This is a genomic window from uncultured Peptoniphilus sp. (assembly GCF_946998875.1).
Taxonomy (GTDB): Bacteria; Bacillota; Clostridia; order Tissierellales; family Peptoniphilaceae; genus Peptoniphilus_A.
This window is the reverse complement of sequence record NZ_CAMQAY010000010.1, coordinates 1-18626: the sequence shown is the minus strand read 5'-3', so window position 1 is coordinate 18626 and position 18626 is coordinate 1. Positions and strand designations below refer to the sequence as shown.

Below are 18626 nucleotides of genomic sequence, written 5' to 3'. Positions count from 1 at the left end.
AATCTTTAAAAAAAATTTTAAACATGGTATTATTAATAATATAGAAATGAGGTAAAAAATGTCTGTTGTAATTACAGTTTTTAATCAAAAAGGCGGAGTTGGGAAAAGCACCACCGTCATAAATTTAAGCTCAGCACTGGCTTTGAGAGGCAAAAAGACTCTTATAGTCGACATGGATCCACAAGGTAATGCAACATCAGGCCTTGGAGTTTACGAGTTTCAAAAAATGATTTACGACTTTGTCATTGACGAAGAGACGGATTCAATTTATAAAACAAGTTTTAATAAACTTGATATTATTCCATCAAGTGGAGAATTTGCTGGCGTAGAAATTGAACTTGCAAGATACGCTGATTGGCAATACAAGTTAAAGAAAATGATAGATAAAGTAAGAGACGACTATGATTTTGTAATCATTGACTCCCCTCCTTCACTTGGAGTCTTATCTATGATGTCTTTAGTGGCAAGCGACAAAATTCTTATCCCTGTGCAATGCGAGTACTACGCCCTTGAAGGAGTATCACAACTCATGGATACAATCACTCTTGTAAGAGATAATTTCAATCCAAATTTGAGCATCTTGGGTGTTGTAATGTGCATGCATGATGGTAGGACTAACCTTTCCAATCAAGTTGTTGAAGAAGTGGGAAAATTTTTTAAGGATAAAGTTTTTAAAACTTTTATACCAAGAAATGTTAGGCTGGCAGAGGCACCAAGTTTTGGAATGAATATATTTGATTATGACAGCAAATCTAAGGGAGCAAAGGCTTATATAGATCTTGCCAAGGAAGTAATAGGTGAAATAGATGGCTAAAAAAACAGGACTAGGAAGAGGAATTGGAAATTTCTTATCATCTAGCGAAAAAATAAGAGAAGTTATAGAAGAAGAGACTTCAAAACTAATGGAGGTTGACCTAGATGACATTGTTCCAAATGAAGCTCAGCCTAGAAAAAATTTTGACAAAGATGAATTAAATGATTTATCAAAATCCATTGAAAAATATGGAGTAATTCAACCCCTACTTCTCAAGAAAAAGGATGACAAGTACGAAATTATAGCTGGAGAAAGAAGATATAGAGCTGCAATAGAGGCTGGACTAGTAAGCGTTCCTGCTATTGTAAAAGATGTTTCTGATGAAATTTCAAGTAGAATTGCAATTATAGAAAATATTCAAAGAAAAGATTTAAATCCAGTAGAAGAAGCCATGAGCTACATTCATCTTTTGGATTCACAAGATTTGACACAAAAGGAACTTGCAGATGAGATTGGCAAGAGTAGACAATATATTGGAAATACAATTAGACTTTTAAAGCTTGACCCAAGAGTTTTAAAGCTATTAGAAGAAGAGAAAATTAGCCCATCTCATGGAAAAAATTTGCTATCTATTAAAGATGGCGACAAACAGTATAAAGAAGCTATGAAAATTATAAAACACTCTCTTCCTGTTAACGACAATAATAGTACAAGGGCAGAAAAGAGAGAAGTTGCTGATATTTTTATGGAAGACTTAAGAAATGAAATTGAGAGAACTCTTGGAACCAAAGTAAGCATCAAAAAAAGAGGAAAAATCGGAAAGATTGAGATAGAATATTATGGCGATGAAGACTTATCAAGGATTGCAGATTATATTTTGCAGAGGGCTTTGTGACATATGAAGAGATTTTATACAACATATTTAGTATCAGCCTTTTCAGATAGGGCCTTTATGGGAAATTCAACTGGAGTTGTAATTGACGATGGAAGACTTACAGATCTTGACATGGAAAATATTGCCAAGGACATAAATCAATCTGTAATTGTTTTTGTAAGAGAATTAGATAGAGACCGTTATTTGACGAGATTTTTTACTCCTCATGGAGAGATAAACTTGTGTGGACACGCAACTGTTGCAACTTTTTATGCTCTTGCAGAAAATGAATATATTAAAAGCGAAGATGAAGGCATAAAGAAAATTATTCAACACACAAAAATTGGGAAGATTCCCGTTGAGCTTGAGTATAAGGATGGAAAAATTCAAAATGTCTATATGAATTTAGATGTTCTTTTAGAAGAAAAATTTGAGCACCAAGATAGGATTTTAAAGATTCTGAATTTAAAGCAGGAGGATATTGGACTTGAAATCTGCGAGAATTTGAACATGGAGAAAATTTCAACAGGAACTTGTGACATTCTAGTTCCTGTGAAAGATGAAAGAGCCCTATCTTCAATCGCCCTAGACAAGAAAGAGGCACTAAAAATTTCAGAGGAAGAAAATATAATTTCTATTCACGCCTTTACAACAAGTGATGGAAAAGAAATTAAACAGAGAACTTTTTCTCCAATAATTGGTGAAGATGAAGAGTTTGGAAGTGGCACATCAACTGCTGCAACTATGTATTATTTGAGCTCAAATAAAATCACTGAAGAAAAGAGAATTACAGCTATACAGGGCGATTATATTGGAAGAATTTCTAAGGTCAATGCAAGTTTAGCAGAGAGAGAGAATAAAGTTCGCGTCGGGGGAAGAGCTTACGTATTTATGAATGGAGTTTTATATATATAATGGCGAGAAAAGGAAGAAAATCAAATAAATCAAAAATTGTTCTCTTCATATTTTTTGTTGTAATTATGTTTTTTGGAGTGAGTCTAGTTTCATCGCGAAATAAAATAGTTGATATCAATCCAAAAGATGTAGATTATATTGAAATAATCGGATTTAAGACAGACAATATGAAGACAATAAAGGAAGATAAAATTGTAAATAAAATAGTAAAAGATTTAAATGGTTTGAGAGGAAAACAAGCAAATAAGGACACAAATGCTGAGATTGCAAACTATATAAATGTCTACTTTACAAGCGGAAACAAGATTTCCTTTGTAAAGACTGGACTTACTATCAGAGTAAACAATATTTATTACAATATCAGTTCAAAAAATTCAAAGATGATTGATAATATTATAGAAAAATATGGAAGATAAAAAAAGCTGGCTTTTACAAGTCAGCTTTTCTCATATAAAATGGAGCTGATAGGCGGATTTGAACCGCCGACCTATTGATTACGAATCAATTGCTCTACCAACTGAGCCATATCAGCAAAGATTAAAATAATTATAGCACTTATTGGAAAAAAGTTAAATTGCAAAAAACTCTCTCATTAATGGTATAATAAGGATGGTGATTAAATGAAATACATAATGGCATTTGATGCAGGTACAACATCTGCAAGAACTATAATTTTTGATAAAAAAGGAAATCCAGTATCAGTTGCACAAAAGGAATTAATTAAACACTTTCCAAAGCCTGGCTATGTGGAAGAAGAAGCAGAAGACCTTTGGTCAAAGCAAATTGGTACTGCAGTGGAAGCTATGTCTCGTAAGGGAATTGACCCAAAGGATATTGCTGCAATAGGCATAACAAACCAAAGAGAGACGACAATTGTCTGGAACAAAAAAACTATGGAGCCAGTTTATAACGCCATAGTATGGCAATGTAAGAGGACTTCAAAATATTGCGAAGAGTTAAAAGAAAATGGTCTTGAAGAGAAAATAAAAGAAAAGACAGGTCTTGTAATAGACCCCTATTTTTCTGCCACAAAAATCAGATGGATTCTTGAAAATGTAGAAAGCGCAAGAGAAATGGCTGATAGAGGAGAACTATTGTTCGGGACCGTAGAGACTTATCTCATCTATAAACTCACAGACGGCGAAGTTCACATAACTGACTACACAAATGCGTCAAGAACCATGTTGTTTAACATAAAAGAAAAGAAGTGGGACGACGAACTATTAGAAATTTTTGACATACCAAAGTCCATGCTGCCAGAAATAAAAAATTCAAGCGAGGTTTATGGCAAGTGCAAATCAAAATATTTAGGCTGCGAGATACCAATTGCAGCGGCAATAGGAGACCAACAGTCATCACTTTTTGGCACAGCCTCCTTTGAAAAGGGAATGGCTAAGTCCACTTTTGGCACGGGTGCCTTTATACTCATGAATACTGGCGACGAGCTTATAAGGTCACAAAATGGACTTGTATCAACTATTGCCTGGTCCATAAATGGCGAAGTTAAATATGCTCTTGAAGGCTCAATTTTTGAAGCAGGGTCTTGCATTAATTTCTTGAGGGACAACTTAAGAATACTTGACCAAGCAGATGACTCAGAATACATGGCGAGCAAAGTAAAAGACACCAATGACTGCTACTTTATACCAGCATTTACAGGTTTGGGTGCGCCCTATTGGGACCAATACGCCAGGGGATCTATAGTAGGACTTACAGGTTCAGTCAATAAATATCACATAATAAGGGCAGCCTTGGAGTCAATTGCATATTTAAGCTGCGATGTAGTGGAAGCCATGCAAGAAGATTCAAAGACAAAAATAAAATCACTAAAGGTGGATGGTGGCGTCAGCAAAAATAATTTCTTGATGCAATTTTTATCAAACATTCTTGGAGTTGAAGTCACAAGACCAAAGGTAGTGGAACTTACAGCACTTGGAGCTTGTTATATGGCAGGACTTGCAGTTGGATTCTGGAAAAATATTGATGAAATAAAAGAATTTAATGAAGTAGAAAAATATTTCGAGCCAAAAATGGAAGATGAAGATAGAGATAAAAAGATGAAAAGATGGCACGAAGCCATAAAATATTCCATGAATTGGGCAAATTAAATAGAAAAGAAGAAGGAGACCAAAGCCAAATAGACCAGGTCTCCTTTAAATTTAATTTATTTTAAATTATCGATTATGTTATCACGAGATAGCTCTCTCATGCCACTTTTTTGTGCTAAGAGTAAACCAATTATTGTTACAATAAAAATAAATAACAAAGGCAGATAATTTATATTAATTAAAATTTCTCTAATAGCAAAATTTACTTCATAAGGACTTCTTTTTGCTCTTGCAAAAACTGATAAGGCAAATACAAATGCATAAATAGCAAGAATTCTTGTAATTAAAAATTTTAGCTCATTATTTATCATTTTTCTAATTTGCGAATCAGTCATACCTGCAGTGGAAAGAAGATTAAATTCTTTTTTTCTCGCTCGCAAATTTCCATGAAAAGAATTATAGGCGTTGGATAGGGCAATAATTAAGAATATTATTTGAATTCCAAAACTTAATAGATTTTCATTTCGGCTTTGCTCAGAGTCTATAGCTTTTCTTGTGATGTCAGAAAAGATTGAATAATCTGATTTTTGAAAATATGATGTGATTATTTTTATTGCATCTTCAGAAACATCTTTTAAATTTTTCTTTGCTTTTATTTTTACAATAAATTTATTTGCAGGATTAGCTGGGTCGTTCCCATATTTTTTTATAAACTCATCAAAAGAATTTTCATTTGTGATAATATAAATTCCAAGTCCTAGATGTTCTTCTAAATTGTAAGGAAATTTTTTTATATTAGCTAAATTATTAATATTAATAATTTTTCCACCATCATAATATCTCAGATTTATAGTATTATTTTTTGAGTCAGTTAAAGGAATATATTTTCTAAATTTATAGGGAGTAAAATTATTTTTTGGTGTTTTGTTTAACAAAAGAAAGTTACTTTCTTCTGTCAAATTATTTTCCTTTTTAATTTTGTTAAAATCCTCCTTTGAAAGAGCAAGTATGCTAACAAAATAATCTTCTGACTGACTTTTATTTTCTAAATCATTTTCAAATTTATGTGATAAGAAATTTTTATTATCGGATTTATAGAACTTAAAATCTTTTTCTTCAAAAATGTGAATTTCATCTACAAAATTTATATTTTTCAGATCATCAACCATATTTTTATTTAATCTTGAATCAGAAAAAAGATAAGCTTCAAAATTATAAGGGTCATCAAATTTATTATATTTTGCGTTCATGTTTCTATAAGAAACAGATACTAAAAGAACATTCATAGCAATAGCAGATAACAAAATGGCAATTGAAATCACTTTATAAGTATTTTTGTAAGTTTTAAAATAATCCTTTGCGAGAGTTTTTTCTATGCTGCCTTTAATTTTTGATTTGCCTTGTTTTTTCTTTTTAGGATCTAATCCATTTAAACCTTCAACTATATTTATTTTTGAACTTTTTCTAGCAGGCACAACGGCAGAGATATATACCATTAGTAGTGAGAAAAATAAAATTATAAAGATTGATTTAATATCTGGAGTATAGAATTTAAAACCATGCATTTCTAAATTATCACTTAAAAATTTTGACATATTTTTATAACTTATGCGGTTGTTAATATACATGAGATATGTCAAAAAAATAGCAGTTAAGTAAGACAAAAGAGTTCCAATTAAAATGGGGAAAAATGAAATTTTAAAAGCCTTTAGCTTCACAAGTTTTTTGGTTTGTTTTTCTGTCATGCCTGAAGATTTTAAGAGAGCAAGCTCTTTTATATCTCTATTATTGTAAACATTAAAGGAGCCATAAATCATAACTGCAAAGAGAAGAATTAGGATAAAGAATAGTCCAAAAGATTCAATAAATGAATTTACAACTCTTTTTGGTGGGATAATTCCCTTTGGAAATATCATCTTTGACTCCAAAAGAGATGCGTTGTAAAAAAGTTGACCCTTGTCTAGGGCTTTCTTTTCATTAATATTTAACTCTTTTAGAATTTTTCTGGTATTGGTGTAAGTATCTCTTGGATTTTTGTACCAGATATAGGCAAAATAGCTTTCACCCTTTTTAAAATCGAGACCTATACTATCATCAAAATAAGAAAAAGCAACTGGATCTTCAAAAGAAAAGGAAAAATCTTCGTAAACACCAACAATTTTATAATTTTTCTCATTAATTTTAATGTTTGAAGCAATTTTATAATTTCTGTTTTTATTTAGGAATTGTTTTGTAACAACTATTTCTTTTGAATTTTTTGGATTTCTTCCATCTATTAAGTGAGTGTCTATATTTTCAAGAAAATATTTTGATTTCTCATAGATAATAAGACCTATATCAGTTGAAATTATTTTATCATAATGGACTTTTTCAATATCCTTATTTTTTTCTAATAGATCGTAGGTTTGTTTGTCGATTTCTGAAAGAGAAACTTCATAATCTCCAACTGTGTTTTTTAAGTATTTAATTTTTGATTGTCGCAAGTCGCTTAAAATAAATACAATGGTTCCAAGTAAAATTACTGCAAGCAATATAGAAACTCTTGTGGCAAAAGTATCTTTTTTATTGTTTTTGATGGATGAATTTGCAAGTTCACTTATAATTTTCATTGCAAGCCTTCTTCCAACAAAGACAATCTTCCGTCAACCATTTTATAAACATTGTTACAGGCATTTGCAACTTTCTCATCATGAGTTATTATCATGATAGTGGAATTAAGCCTTTGATTCACTAGTTTAAAAAGGGAAATTATATCCTCAGAATTTTTTCTATCTAAATTTCCTGTAGGCTCGTCAGCTAAAACTATGGCAGGTCTTGTTATAAGACTTCTTGCTATGGCAACTCTTTGCTGTTCGCCGCCAGATAGTTCTTTTGGAAATCTATTTAACTTATCCTTTATCCCGAGAATCGAAAGAATTTCATCAAAATATTCTTGGTCAACTTTTTTGTCGTCTAAAAGTATTGGCAATAAAATATTTTTTTTAACATTAATATTTGGAATTAAGTTAAAAAATTGATAAATAACTCCAATATTTCGCCTTCTAAAAATTGTAAGATCTTCCTTATTAAGTTTAGTAATATTTTTATCTTCAATAAAAATATCTCCACTACTTGGCTTGTCAACACCAGCAAGAAGGTGCAGGAAAGTTGATTTTCCAGAGCCACTGTCTCCGATTATAGCAACTAAATCACCTTTAGAAAGATTAAAATTTACATCAACTAGTGCTTCTACTTTGACTTCAGCATCGTAAACTTTTGTCAAATTATTTGTCTGTAAAATAAACATATTTGCCTCCTTTTCCTCATATTAACAAAATAAAGTGACTAGTCAGTGACACATATAATGAAGAATTATATAGTTATTTATAAAATCTCATCTCGAAGGTATTATAATTTTTTTCGCGATTATAAATTAAGTCGCCATTTTCTTTATTTAAAATAGTTTTTGCCATGGGAAGTCCAATGCCATAGCCTTGACTGTTTGGATCAGATTTATAAAATCTCTGCATAGCTTTTTTTAAAGCATCCTTACTCATACCTGATGAGAAATCTTTGACAAGGATGCTTTTAAAGACATTACTTTCTCTAAGTATAATTTCTATATTATTCTCTGGACTTGCTTCAATTGCATTTTTGCAGATATTTAAAATTGCCTCATGGGTCCATTTTTTATCGCAATTTAAAATAAAATCATCACCAAAAATTTTAATTTCATAATTCTTTAGACCAAAGTAAGAATCCAAATCCTCTTTTACACTTTTTAGCAATTCCAAGACATTTAAATACTCTAAATTAAATTTTGTTATATCAGAATCAAGGGAAGCCAGTTTTAAAAGGATGTCTGTCAAATTTTCAAGCCGATTTATATTATTTCTTATTAACAAAATATATTCATCTATATTTTCTTTGTCTTCTTCAATTAAATCCAACATCAACAGAATACCTGTTAAGGGAGTTTTTATTTGATGGGCAAGATCTTCTGAGTAATCTCTTAAAACCTTTTGCTTCTCTTTTGAATTTTCAATTATATTTTTATTTTCTAAAATAATTTTTGTAATTTCATCTTTAAGTTTTCCAAATTCACCATCATTTTTTTTATAAACTTCCTTGTTTGGATTTAAAGAGTGAATTAAATTTATAATTTCGTCAATTTGATCATTTATTTTCATATTTTTATTTCTTTCAAATAAAAATAGAAAGGCAAAAATGAAGATATTCAAAAATATGAAATAAAAAAGAGTGATCATGTCAAATCGTGGACTAATATAAACTATCAGCATTGATAAAATAATATTAAAAGCAATAATAAATAAGTATTTTTTATAATTTTTCATTTTTTTCTCTTTCTTCAATATCCAGTGCCGACCACTTATAGCCAAACCCTCTTATAGTTTTAAGGTATTTTTCATAATCAGGACCCAGTTTTTTTCTAAGCCTTTTAATTGTTACAGAAAGAGTATTATCATTTATTTCATAAAAATCATTTTGCCAAATGTTATCTAAAATAAAGTCTCTTGGCAAATTTTCATTTTTGTGTGCGATAAAAAGCTTTAAAAGGGCATATTCTTTTATATTTAAATCCAAATTTTTGCCGCTTAATTCTGCAGACTTAATATCATCATTTAAAGTCAGGTCTTTAAAAATAATTTCTGTTTTATGCCCAGTCCTTTTCAAAACATTTTCAATTCGAGCTTTCAAAACAGGAAGAGAAAAAGGTTTTGATATGTATTCATCTGCACCTTCTGAAAATCCTTTTAGAATATATTTTTCATCGTTTTTAACGGTTAGCATTATAATAGAAATTTTTGAAAAACTTCTTACATAGTTCAAGTAATCAAATCCATTTCCGTCAGGTAGATTTACATCTAAAATAATTAAATCAAATTCATTTAAAGAAAGACCTTCAGTGGCAGAAATAGTTTTAAAAATTTTTACGGAATATTTAAATTTTTCAAGATATTTTTTTATAGCAAAAGATATGGTATTGTCATCTTCTAACAAGAGTATTTTTAACATATTATCTCCTTTATTCTTATCTTTAATTTTATTATATATTATTAATTTAAAAATCCAAAAATATTATGGTAACTTATTTTTGTTTGCAACAATAAGTTACCTATTTTAATTGTAAAAAATTTTAAAAAATGAGTTTTAAAAATACTATTAGGATAAGGTTATCATTTTTTGTTATAATATATCTGGTAAAAATAAATTATGAGGGGATTTTATGGATTACAATAAATTTTTGAGAGAGAAAATGGTGCCTGCCTTCGGCTGTACCGAGCCCATAGCTTTAGCATATGGTGCCAGCCGCGCAAGATTTCTTTTGGGAGAGGATCCTGAAAAAATAAAAGCTAAGTTATCGGGCAATATTATTAAAAATGTAAATAGCGTCAAGGTGCCAGGCACTGATGGAAGAAAGGGAATAGAAATTTCTCTTGCTGCTGGAGCTTTTCTTGGCGACTATACTAAGAAGCTTGAAGTTTTATCAGGCGCTGATAAATCTAAGCTAGAAAGCTTAGATGATTTAATAGAAAAGGGTCTCGTTGACATAGAACTTGTTCACGAAATTAAGGGACTTTACATAGATATAATTATGGAGAAGGCTGACAAAAAGTCTCGCGTAATTATAAAGGATTATCACACAAATATTATTTACGAGAGCCTAAATGATAAGGTACTCTTGGAAAATAAGGACCAAGAGGAAGTTGAAGAAAATAAAATTGACTTGTCCTTTGATAAAATTTATGATTTTGCAAAAAATGGAAATTATGTCAGTATAATAGATGTCTTGGATAAAGAAATCCACTACAATTATGCCATAGCCAAAGAGGGCATTGAAAACCCCTGGGGCGCAAATATTGGCAAAATGGTCTTGGAAGATGCAGAAAATAATTGTAAGGATAAATTAGTTGCCTATGCTGCAGCAGGTTCTGACGCTCGTATGTCAGGCTGTGAAAAACCTGTAGTCATAAATTCGGGATCTGGCAACCAGGGCATAACAGTTTCTGTTCCAATAATTATTTACGCTAAGGACCATGACATTGACAAGGACAAGTTATATAGGTCTCTAATTTTTGCAAATTTAATTGGCCTTTACATAAAAGAGGGCATAGGCGAACTTTCTGCCTACTGCGGAGTGGTATCTGCAGCGGCAGCTTCTGTATGTGGCATAGCCTTTATGAAGGATGAAGATAGGGATCTCATAAAAGAAATTTTAACAAATGCCCTTGCTACGAATTCGGGAATTATTTGCGACGGTGCCAAGGAGTCTTGTGCCATAAAAATTGCATCCAGCCTAAAGATGTCTCTTCTTGCCTACAGACAAGCCAAGGAAGGCAACTCCTTTAAGCCAGGAGATGGCATAGTAAAGGGCGATGTTGACGAGATGATAAAAACTGTTGGTCACATAGCCATGGAAGGCATGAGAGAAACAGACGAAGTAATTTTAAGAGAAATGATTGGAAAATAAAATAGCAATAATAAAGACGAGGTTTTATGCCTCGCCTTTTTCTATAAATTTTGCAATTATTTTAAATTTTATTTTTCTACAACTTTATAGCCCATGTCTTTTAATATTCCTGTGACAGAATTTTCTGGCACAAGGTGGGCTGAACCTATTAGGATAAAGTAAGTGTTTTTGCCATCTTTTTTTAATAAGCCATCAATTTTTTTCGCCATGCCCTTGTCTCTTTCGCTTAAAAGTGCTTGGTTAAATTTTTCTGATGCTTCGTCGCCTTTTGCTGATAAGATTGATTTCATCTTAGGACTGTCACCACTTTGCCAAGCCTCAAGCATCTTGTCCAGACCTGAATTTATATTTTTGTAGCCATATCTTTCGATTTCACTTGCAAGGGACTCAATCATCTTTATATAGGCTGTCTTGTCAAAGTTTTCTAGGATATTTGATTGGTATTCCATAGATTCAAGCTCGTCGATTTGGATTTTATTTAAGAGACTTAGTGCCATAAAGTAGGACTCAACTCCAAAGCTTGCTTTTGGAGATTCAGGTGCTGGGTCAGAAGATAGGGCGTTATAAACTGCCCAAGGCTTTAGAATTTTCACCTGGTCTTCCTTCATGCCAAAGCCTTCAAATATTTTTAAGACTCTTGTGTATAAATCTTCGCCCAAATCATCTTTTAGATTTTTTCCGTCCTTGTAATAAATTTTTTCGCTCATCTTTTTTGCTTCTTCTTTATTTGTAACATCTATTTCCATGTAAATTTTGTCAGAAGACTTTAAGGCAGAAATAATATTTTCATCAATGGGATAAAGAGAGCTCTTGCCAACATGAATGGAGCCCAGCATATAAATTTTGTTGTCCTTGTTGGATACTTCGTAGAAAAATCCCTTGGAGACCTTGCCCGCATCTTGCAAAATTTTATTTACAGCGCGATTGTAAAGAGAGATCATCTCTTGGAGAGGAATTTTTGAATTTAAATATTTTTCATCAGCTGAGCCCAAAAATATTTTTGCTTCCCTTAAATTTTTCATTTCAAATTTTTCATCATTTAAAAGTTTTGAAATTGAATTTAAAATTTCAGCCCTGGTCAAATCTTTAAAGGCGAAATCTCCTCCTGTAACAAGATCTCTATCTTCTATTTTTTCCCTTGCAAGTTCGTAGCAAGCCTTGGCGTCATCAAGGGTCACTGGCTTTGTAAAATCTTTGCCATCGAAAAAGTTTTTTGCAGGGTAAAGACCCATAAACTGTGCTTCGTTTAAATCTTTTATCGCCCAGGAACTGTATATTGGATTTTTATTTTTTGATAAATTATCCTTTTTTGATTTTACTTCGTGAGCTTCCTCTATTTTTTTATCTAAAGTATTTTGCTTCTCTTCAGTTTTTATATTGTTAGCCTTTACTTCTGTAACTACAGGAGCAGCAGCAGAGACAAAGCTTGGAAATAAAAGTGTTGGCACAAGAAGCAAGCTAGAAAATATTCTTTTAAATTTTTTTATTTTACTATTTTTCTTCAAAATTATTCACCTCTTATAAATCTCTTTCAGATTTTCTAAAAGTTTTTCATTGGCATCATCATCTAAGATACAAATCCTAAAATAACTTTGGTCTAAATTCTTAAAAGATTTGCAGTCGCGAATTACTAGACCCTTCTCCAAAAGTTTATCTCTAAGTTCTGTGGCATTAGGTCCACCTAAAATTTTAATCAAAATAAAATTCCCAAAACTTTTATGGGGCTTTAAATTTTTTATTTTAGAAATTTCACTAAAGATGTAATTTCTCCTTGATCTTATAAAAGCAAAGACCTCTCTAAGGTAATCCTCATCAGAGAACATGACCTTGCCGCAAATTTCTGCAACAGAATTTATTTGCCAAAGGACTTCCTTATTTTTAAAGTAATTTAAAAAATTCTCATCAGAGGAAAGTCCGTAGCCAAGCCTTATGCCAGGTAGGGCAAAGAATTTTGATGTTCCCCTAACTACTGCGAGATTCTTGTAGGAATCAATTAGTTTTGTGGAAGAGTAGGTGGACATATCTGTGAACTCAATATAAGTTTCATCTACTAAAATTTTTGCATGAGTTTCATTTAAAATTTTTTCTATTTCATCTGCACTTAAAATTGTACCAGTGGGATTATTGGGATTTGCAAAAACTAGAAAGTCTACACTTTTTTCCACAATAGTATTTATAAGTTCCTCTAAATCAATTTTAAAATCATTTTTTTCTTCTAAATTATATTCAATTATCTCAGAATTTATTTTATTAAGTTCATTTTCGTACTCGGAGTAACAAGGGGACAATATCATAGAAACTTTTGGCGCAAAAAATTTTATTGCGTCCTTTAAAATTTCTGTAGATCCAAGTCCGAGGACTATATTATCCCTTTTACAATTTACATAATTTGAAATTGAATTTCTTAAATCTATGTAATCTACATCTGGATAGCTAGAAAGTAAATTCAAATTGTCTAATAAGCCGTCGAGAGCTTTTTTGCTGGGACCAAGGGGATTTATATTTGATGAAAAATCTCTAATGTCCTTTATTTCAATGCCCTTATTTTTTGCAATTTCAAAAACATTTGCACCATGACTGTTCATTAAAACACCTCCATCCTATTGTACCCTATTTGATAAAATTTTTACATTTAATATATAATATTGGGTAAGAATAGGATGAGGTGGCTTATGAATAATTTTAGAAATGATTATAACGATTTTGGCTCAAGAGAAATTTATGAGGAGATAAATAGAATTTTTGACGAAAAAATTTCTGGCTACGGCACTGATGAGATTTCAAATTCTGCCAGAGTTTTAATTTTAAAGGAAATAGAAAGAGACGCCGACATTGAATTTGTCTCTGGAGGCACTGCCACAAATATTTTGGCGACAACTTTTGGCCTTAGACCCTACGAGGCAGTTTTATCTGCATCCACTGGTCACATAACTCATCACGAAACGGGCTCAATTGAAGCAACGGGACACAAGGTTGTGACAATAAAAACTTCTGACGGCAAATTAAGGGCAAGGGACATAAAAGATTTAGTGGAAAATCAAGCTGGCGAAGTTGATGTAAAGATAAAAGTTGTCTACATTTCACAAACTACAGAAGTTGGCACAGTTTACTCTCTTGATGAAATTAGAGAAATTTATGAAACTTGCACCGAAGAAGGCTTATACTTATACATTGACGGTGCGAGAATTGCTCACGCCATGGCTGCAAATAATACAAAATTATCTGACTATGCCAAGTATTCCCACATTTTTTCCGTTGGCGGCACAAAAAACGGGGCAATTTTTGGCGAAGCCCTAGTTATTTTAGATGAAAATTTGAAAAAAGACTTCAGATATTATCTAAAGCAAAGAGGAGCCATGATGGCAAAGTCCTTCTTGATTGGTCTATCTTTTAAGGTCTTATTCCAAGATGGCTTATATTATAAAAATGCCAAGAGAGCCTATGAGATGTCAAGACTTCTTGTTCATGGACTAAAGAAAATGAATAGAGAGCCACTTTTTGGTGAGTCCAACCAAATTTTTATTAAGTCAAATCCAGAGGAAATTGAAAAATTAAAAGAAGAAAATATTTTTGAAATAGATAATGTGAAAGAGTCAATAATAAGACTTGTGACAAATTATAGAACTAGTGAAGAAGATGTAAGAGGGTTTTTAAATTCTCTTAAAAAATAGGAGGAATTATGTTAGAAAGAAATATGACAGTTGAAGCTGCAGTAATGGAAAATCCAAAAGTTTTACAGGAAATCAAAAAGCTTGGAGGAGAATATGATTTTATAGCCATGGAAAGCTTGGAAGATGCCCTAAAATCTCTTGGTGAAAATTGTGACGCCTTTATAAAAAGAGTTGAGGGCCAGACTGACTTTAAGGACATGGACAGGGTTAGAAAGATGAATAAGGAAGAACTCATAAATTACATTGTAGATGAAATTCACCCTTATGAACTGGCAACAACGGAAAAAATCGATGAAATTTTTAGGGGAGCAATAAAAAAATATTACAGAGAGAGGGGAGAACAACTCTTTGTAATTTACGAAGTCCTTTTATTAATTAAGGCAGAACTTGTTTCCCACTTCTCCAGCGAAGAAGAGTTTGAATTTAAGGATGCCTTGGCAGGAAAAGATGTTGACTTCGAAAATCTCCTTGCAGAGCACGAAAAGACTATTGGACTTTTTGACAGAATAAAATATTTAACTCGCGACTACAAGATGAAGGCAGAAGAGCCTGAAGTCAAGGAACTAAATAAACTCATGGGCGAACTTGACGAGGACATGAGAAGACATATTTACATTGAAAATGAAATTTTATTTAAGATGTAATTTTATAATTTAATAAATTTTAATGGTTTAGCTTTTAGCTAGACCTTTTTTTGTCCTTAAATGATCTTATATCATTCCGAGGACGACTTTATATCATTCCGTTGGTCTTTTTATTGTTCCCTTGAAAAGTATCACCTAAAAATAGATTTATCACCTAAAAGATGCTATAATTTAGGAGATAAAGGAGTTTTTATGCGAAAATTTGATTATAGTAAATTAAAAGAAAAAAAGTGGGACGCTGAAATATTAAATTACATTTCAGAAATAAGCGAATACAAGGGAAGGCAAGAGCTTTTTTTGAGCCAAAAGCCAAAAGTTTTAGATAATCTTGTAGAGCTTGCCATAATTCAAAGCACACAAAGTTCCAACGAGATTGAAGGAATAAGGACCACAGATTCAAGGATAAAGGACCTTGTCATGAAAAAAGTTGCTCCAAGAAATCGAGATGAAGAAGAAATTCTTGGTTACAGAGAAGTTCTTTCCACGATTCACGAGTCCTACGATTACATTCCAATTAATTCAAAAATTATTTTACAACTTCACAGAGACCTCTACAAATATTCAAACAAATCTATTGGAGGGAAATTTAAAAACACTCAAAATTATATTCAAGAGACGAAGGAAAATGGAGAAACTTTTGTAAGATTTACGCCTCTTCCCCCCTTTGAAACTCCTCCTGCCATAGAAAAAATTTGCCAAGAATACAATAGAGAAATCGACAAAAGAGAAGTAAATCCTCTAGTATTAATTCCTATTTTTATTCACGATTTTTTGTGTATTCACCCATTTAACGATGGAAATGGCAGGATGTCAAGACTTTTAACCACTTTACTTTTATATAAGTTGGGTTATGTTGTGGGAAGATATATAAGTCTTGAAGAAAAGATAGAAAAAACCAAGGGAAATTATTATCAAGCTTTAGAAAAAAGTGGACTAGCTTGGCAAGAAAATACAGAAGATCCAACTCCTTTCATAAAATATATTCTGGCAATAATCCTTGCCGCCTATAGAGATTTTGAGGACAGAGTTAATATTTTTGACACGAAACTTTCTGCCATTGACCAAGTTAAAATTGCCATAGACAAAAAAATTGGCAAGTTCACAAAAAGTGAAATAATGGAGCTAACGCCTGGAATTAGCAGGGCATCAGTGGAAAATTCGCTAAAAGAATTAGTGGATAAAAATATTATAGAGAGACATGGAAGTGGAAGGGCAACTTATTATACAAAAATTAATTGATTAGAGCAGCAATGACTGCTCTTTTTTTAGTAATTATTATCATATACTTGTAAAAAATTATTTTAAGTGTTATTATAATAAAAGGAACACCCCCCAGGGGGTATAGGAGGTAATATGGAGAAAAAATTTGATGTAAGTGGCATGACATGTGCATCTTGCGTCGCCAATGTCACAAAGGCTGTAAAAAAGCTTGATGGCGTAAGTGATGCAAATGTAAATCTCATGACCAACTCAATGAAAGTATCTTACGATGAAAATAAAGTTAATGACAATAAAATAATTAGTGCAGTGGAAAAAATTGGCTACGGTGCCAAGGTATCTGGCGAAAAAGTTACAGGGGAAAATAAAAAAGAAGATGACAGAGAAGGTCATTTAAAAAATAGACTTGTGTCTTCTCTAGTTTTTATGCTTATTCTCATGTATGTTGCCATGGGTCACATGGTCCACCTTCCAACTCCAGAGATTTTTCACGGAAGAGAAGGGGCAATAATTTTTGCCTTCACACAATTTCTCTTGGCACTACCAGTAGTCTATATAAATAGAGACTTTTACCTCTCAGGTTTTAAGGGACTTAAAAATAGGGCGCCCAACATGGACTCTCTAGTTGCCATAGGCTCTGCAGCAGCTCTTATCTATGGAATTTTTGCCATTTATATGATGGCCTATGGCTTTGGTCATGGTGACCTGGACTTAGTTGATGTATACAGAAAAAATTTGTACTTCGAATCTTCTGCTATGATTTTGACCCTAATAACTCTTGGAAAATATCTTGAAGAAAAATCTAAAAATAAGACTAGGTCTTCCCTTTCCAAGTTAATGGATCTTGCGCCAAAAAGGGCTACAGTTATAAAAAATAATGAAGAAGTTCAAAAAAATATTGAAGATGTGAGAGTCGGCGATGTCATAATGGTAAGGCCAGGAGAAGCTGTTGCAGTTGACGGAAAAATTATTGAGGGCACATCTTCCCTTGATGAATCTGCAGTAACTGGAGAATCTATTCCAGTTTCAAAGTCAGTAGGCGACAGGGTTATATCTGCCTCTATTAACACAACAGGGTCCTTTAAATTCATAGCAGAAAAAGTTGGCGAGGACACAACAATTTCTCAAATTATAAAATTAGTGGACGAGGCCAACCAGTCCAAGGCTCCCATTGCAAAATTGGCAGATAAAATCGCAGGCATTTTTGTGCCAGCAGTTTTAATTATTTCTGCCCTAACTTTTATAGTTTGGACAAGCCTTGGCTATGGCTTTGAAAGTGCTCTTAACTTTGCAATTTCTGTCCTCGTAATCTCTTGTCCTTGTGCCCTTGGACTGGCAACACCAGTTTCCATTATGGTGGCAACGGGAAAGAGTGCAGACTTTGGACTCCTCTTTAAGAATGCAGAAGTTTTGGAAAATCTTCACAAGATTGATGCCATTGTTATGGATAAGACTGGCACAATTACTGAGGGCAAGCCAAAGCTTACAGACATAGTTACAGACTTAGACCAAGATGAATTTTTAAAAATTGCAGCATCAATTGAAAAAAACTCACAGCATCCACTGGCAACTGCGATTTTAAATTATGCTGATGAAAAAAATATAAAAATTTCTGAAGTAAACAACTTTGATTCAGTTAGCGGCAGAGGTCTAAGTGCAGACTTAGATGGAAAAAAATATTTTGCCGGCAATAAAGAATTTATGGAAGAGGAAAAAATTAACCTAAGGGGTTATGAAAAGAAGGCAGAGAAACTTGCAGGAGAGGGCAAAACTTCCATGTACTTTGCTGGTGAAAGTGGGGTCATAGGAATAATTTCTGTAAAGGACCTTCCAAAGGAAAGCTCCAAAGATGCCATTGCCCTTTTAAAAGCCATGGGCAAAAAAATAATAATGCTTACTGGTGACAACAAAAAGACAGCAGAAGCCATTGCAAATGAAATTGGCGTGGACGAAACTTTTGCAGGTCTACTTCCAGATGAAAAAAATAAAAAAATTGATGACTTGCAAAAATCTGGCGACAAGGTCCTCAT

The 18626-nt window shown here is 32.4% G+C and carries 16 protein-coding genes and 1 tRNA gene; 10 read left to right on the top strand and 7 right to left on the bottom strand.

The genetic code is table 11. The annotated features are described in order from the left end of the window. Nucleotides 1-58 precede the first annotated feature (58 nt). Genes Q0U74_RS04485 through Q0U74_RS04470 form a run of 4 tightly spaced genes read left to right on the top strand, consistent with a single transcriptional unit; the run spans nt 59 to nt 2959 of the window. Nucleotides 59-814: a ParA family protein gene (locus Q0U74_RS04485; RefSeq protein WP_297392914.1), complete on the top strand. Its 756-nt coding sequence runs from the start codon at nt 59-61 to the stop codon at nt 812-814. Beyond that, nucleotides 807-1649, top strand: coding sequence for a ParB/RepB/Spo0J family partition protein (locus tag Q0U74_RS04480; protein WP_297392913.1), 843 nt, complete (start codon nt 807-809; stop codon nt 1647-1649). The genes Q0U74_RS04485 and Q0U74_RS04480 overlap by 8 nt, the downstream gene beginning before the upstream one ends. A 3-nt stretch (nt 1650-1652) precedes the next feature. Continuing rightward, the gene (locus tag Q0U74_RS04475; RefSeq protein ID WP_297392912.1) at nt 1653-2543 is read left to right on the top strand and encodes a PhzF family phenazine biosynthesis protein; all 891 of its coding nucleotides are present in this window, start codon (nt 1653-1655) and stop codon (nt 2541-2543) included. Then, nucleotides 2543-2959, top strand: coding sequence for a hypothetical protein (locus Q0U74_RS04470; RefSeq protein WP_297392911.1), 417 nt, complete (start codon nt 2543-2545; stop codon nt 2957-2959). Before Q0U74_RS04475 ends, Q0U74_RS04470 begins: the two co-directional genes overlap by 1 nt. A 40-nt stretch (nt 2960-2999) precedes the next feature. Here the strand turns inward: Q0U74_RS04470 and Q0U74_RS04465 are convergent. Next, nucleotides 3000-3075, bottom strand: a tRNA-Thr gene (locus Q0U74_RS04465). 88 nt (nt 3076-3163) lie between these two features. Between Q0U74_RS04465 and glpK the strand changes: the two genes are divergently transcribed. After that, complete coding sequence (glpK, locus tag Q0U74_RS04460) at nt 3164-4651, top strand: glycerol kinase GlpK (protein WP_297392910.1); 1488 nt, start codon at nt 3164-3166, stop codon at nt 4649-4651. A gap of 56 nt (nt 4652-4707) precedes the next feature. Here glpK and Q0U74_RS04455 read toward each other — a convergent pair whose 3' ends face one another. The 4 genes from Q0U74_RS04455 to Q0U74_RS04440 all read right to left on the bottom strand — a co-directional run bounded on the left by Q0U74_RS04455 (nt 4708) and on the right by Q0U74_RS04440 (nt 9607). Beyond that, nucleotides 4708-7200: an ABC transporter permease gene (locus Q0U74_RS04455; protein WP_297392909.1), complete on the bottom strand. Its 2493-nt coding sequence runs from the start codon at nt 7198-7200 to the stop codon at nt 4708-4710. Further along, a complete protein-coding gene (locus Q0U74_RS04450; RefSeq protein WP_288164857.1) occupies nt 7197-7877 on the bottom strand; it encodes an ABC transporter ATP-binding protein in 681 nt (226 codons plus the stop codon). Before Q0U74_RS04450 ends, Q0U74_RS04455 begins: the two co-directional genes overlap by 4 nt. 73 nt (nt 7878-7950) lie before the next feature. Next, complete coding sequence (locus Q0U74_RS04445; RefSeq protein WP_297392907.1) at nt 7951-8760, bottom strand: HAMP domain-containing sensor histidine kinase; 810 nt, start codon at nt 8758-8760, stop codon at nt 7951-7953. A 151-nt stretch (nt 8761-8911) separates the two neighbouring features. Next, nucleotides 8912-9607, bottom strand: a complete 696-nt coding sequence (locus Q0U74_RS04440; RefSeq protein ID WP_297392906.1) for a response regulator transcription factor — start codon at nt 9605-9607, stop codon at nt 8912-8914. A 211-nt stretch (nt 9608-9818) separates the two neighbouring features. Here Q0U74_RS04440 and Q0U74_RS04435 point away from each other — a divergent pair, with 211 nt between their 5' ends. Beyond that, nucleotides 9819-11063, top strand: coding sequence for a serine dehydratase subunit alpha family protein (locus Q0U74_RS04435; RefSeq protein WP_297392905.1), 1245 nt, complete (start codon nt 9819-9821; stop codon nt 11061-11063). 68 nt (nt 11064-11131) lie between these two features. On the opposite strand, the gene Q0U74_RS04430 is transcribed toward Q0U74_RS04435, so the two are convergent. Then, the gene (locus tag Q0U74_RS04430; protein WP_297392904.1) at nt 11132-12568 is read right to left on the bottom strand and encodes a TraB/GumN family protein; all 1437 of its coding nucleotides are present in this window, start codon (nt 12566-12568) and stop codon (nt 11132-11134) included. A 6-nt stretch (nt 12569-12574) separates the two neighbouring features. Continuing rightward, nucleotides 12575-13648 carry a histidinol-phosphate transaminase gene (locus Q0U74_RS04425; RefSeq protein WP_297392903.1) on the bottom strand — a complete coding sequence of 358 codons (1074 nt, stop codon included), beginning with the start codon at nt 13646-13648 and terminating at the stop codon, nt 12575-12577. A gap of 87 nt (nt 13649-13735) precedes the next feature. Between Q0U74_RS04425 and Q0U74_RS04420 the strand changes: the two genes are divergently transcribed. The 4 genes from Q0U74_RS04420 to Q0U74_RS04405 form a co-directional block, all read left to right on the top strand. Beyond that, nucleotides 13736-14734 (top strand): low specificity L-threonine aldolase, encoded by a 999-nt coding sequence (locus Q0U74_RS04420; RefSeq protein WP_297392902.1) that lies wholly within the window; start codon nt 13736-13738, stop codon nt 14732-14734. Nucleotides 14735-14742: 8 nt separating this feature from the next. Continuing rightward, nucleotides 14743-15378, top strand: a complete 636-nt coding sequence (locus Q0U74_RS04415; RefSeq protein WP_297392901.1) for a hemerythrin domain-containing protein — start codon at nt 14743-14745, stop codon at nt 15376-15378. A 192-nt stretch (nt 15379-15570) separates the two neighbouring features. Then, nucleotides 15571-16617, top strand: a complete 1047-nt coding sequence (locus tag Q0U74_RS04410) for a Fic family protein (RefSeq protein WP_297392900.1) — start codon at nt 15571-15573, stop codon at nt 16615-16617. Between the two features lie 114 nt (nt 16618-16731). Continuing rightward, nucleotides 16732-18626: cation-translocating P-type ATPase (locus tag Q0U74_RS04405; RefSeq protein ID WP_297392899.1), on the top strand; the 1895-nt coding region annotated here is incomplete at its 3' end.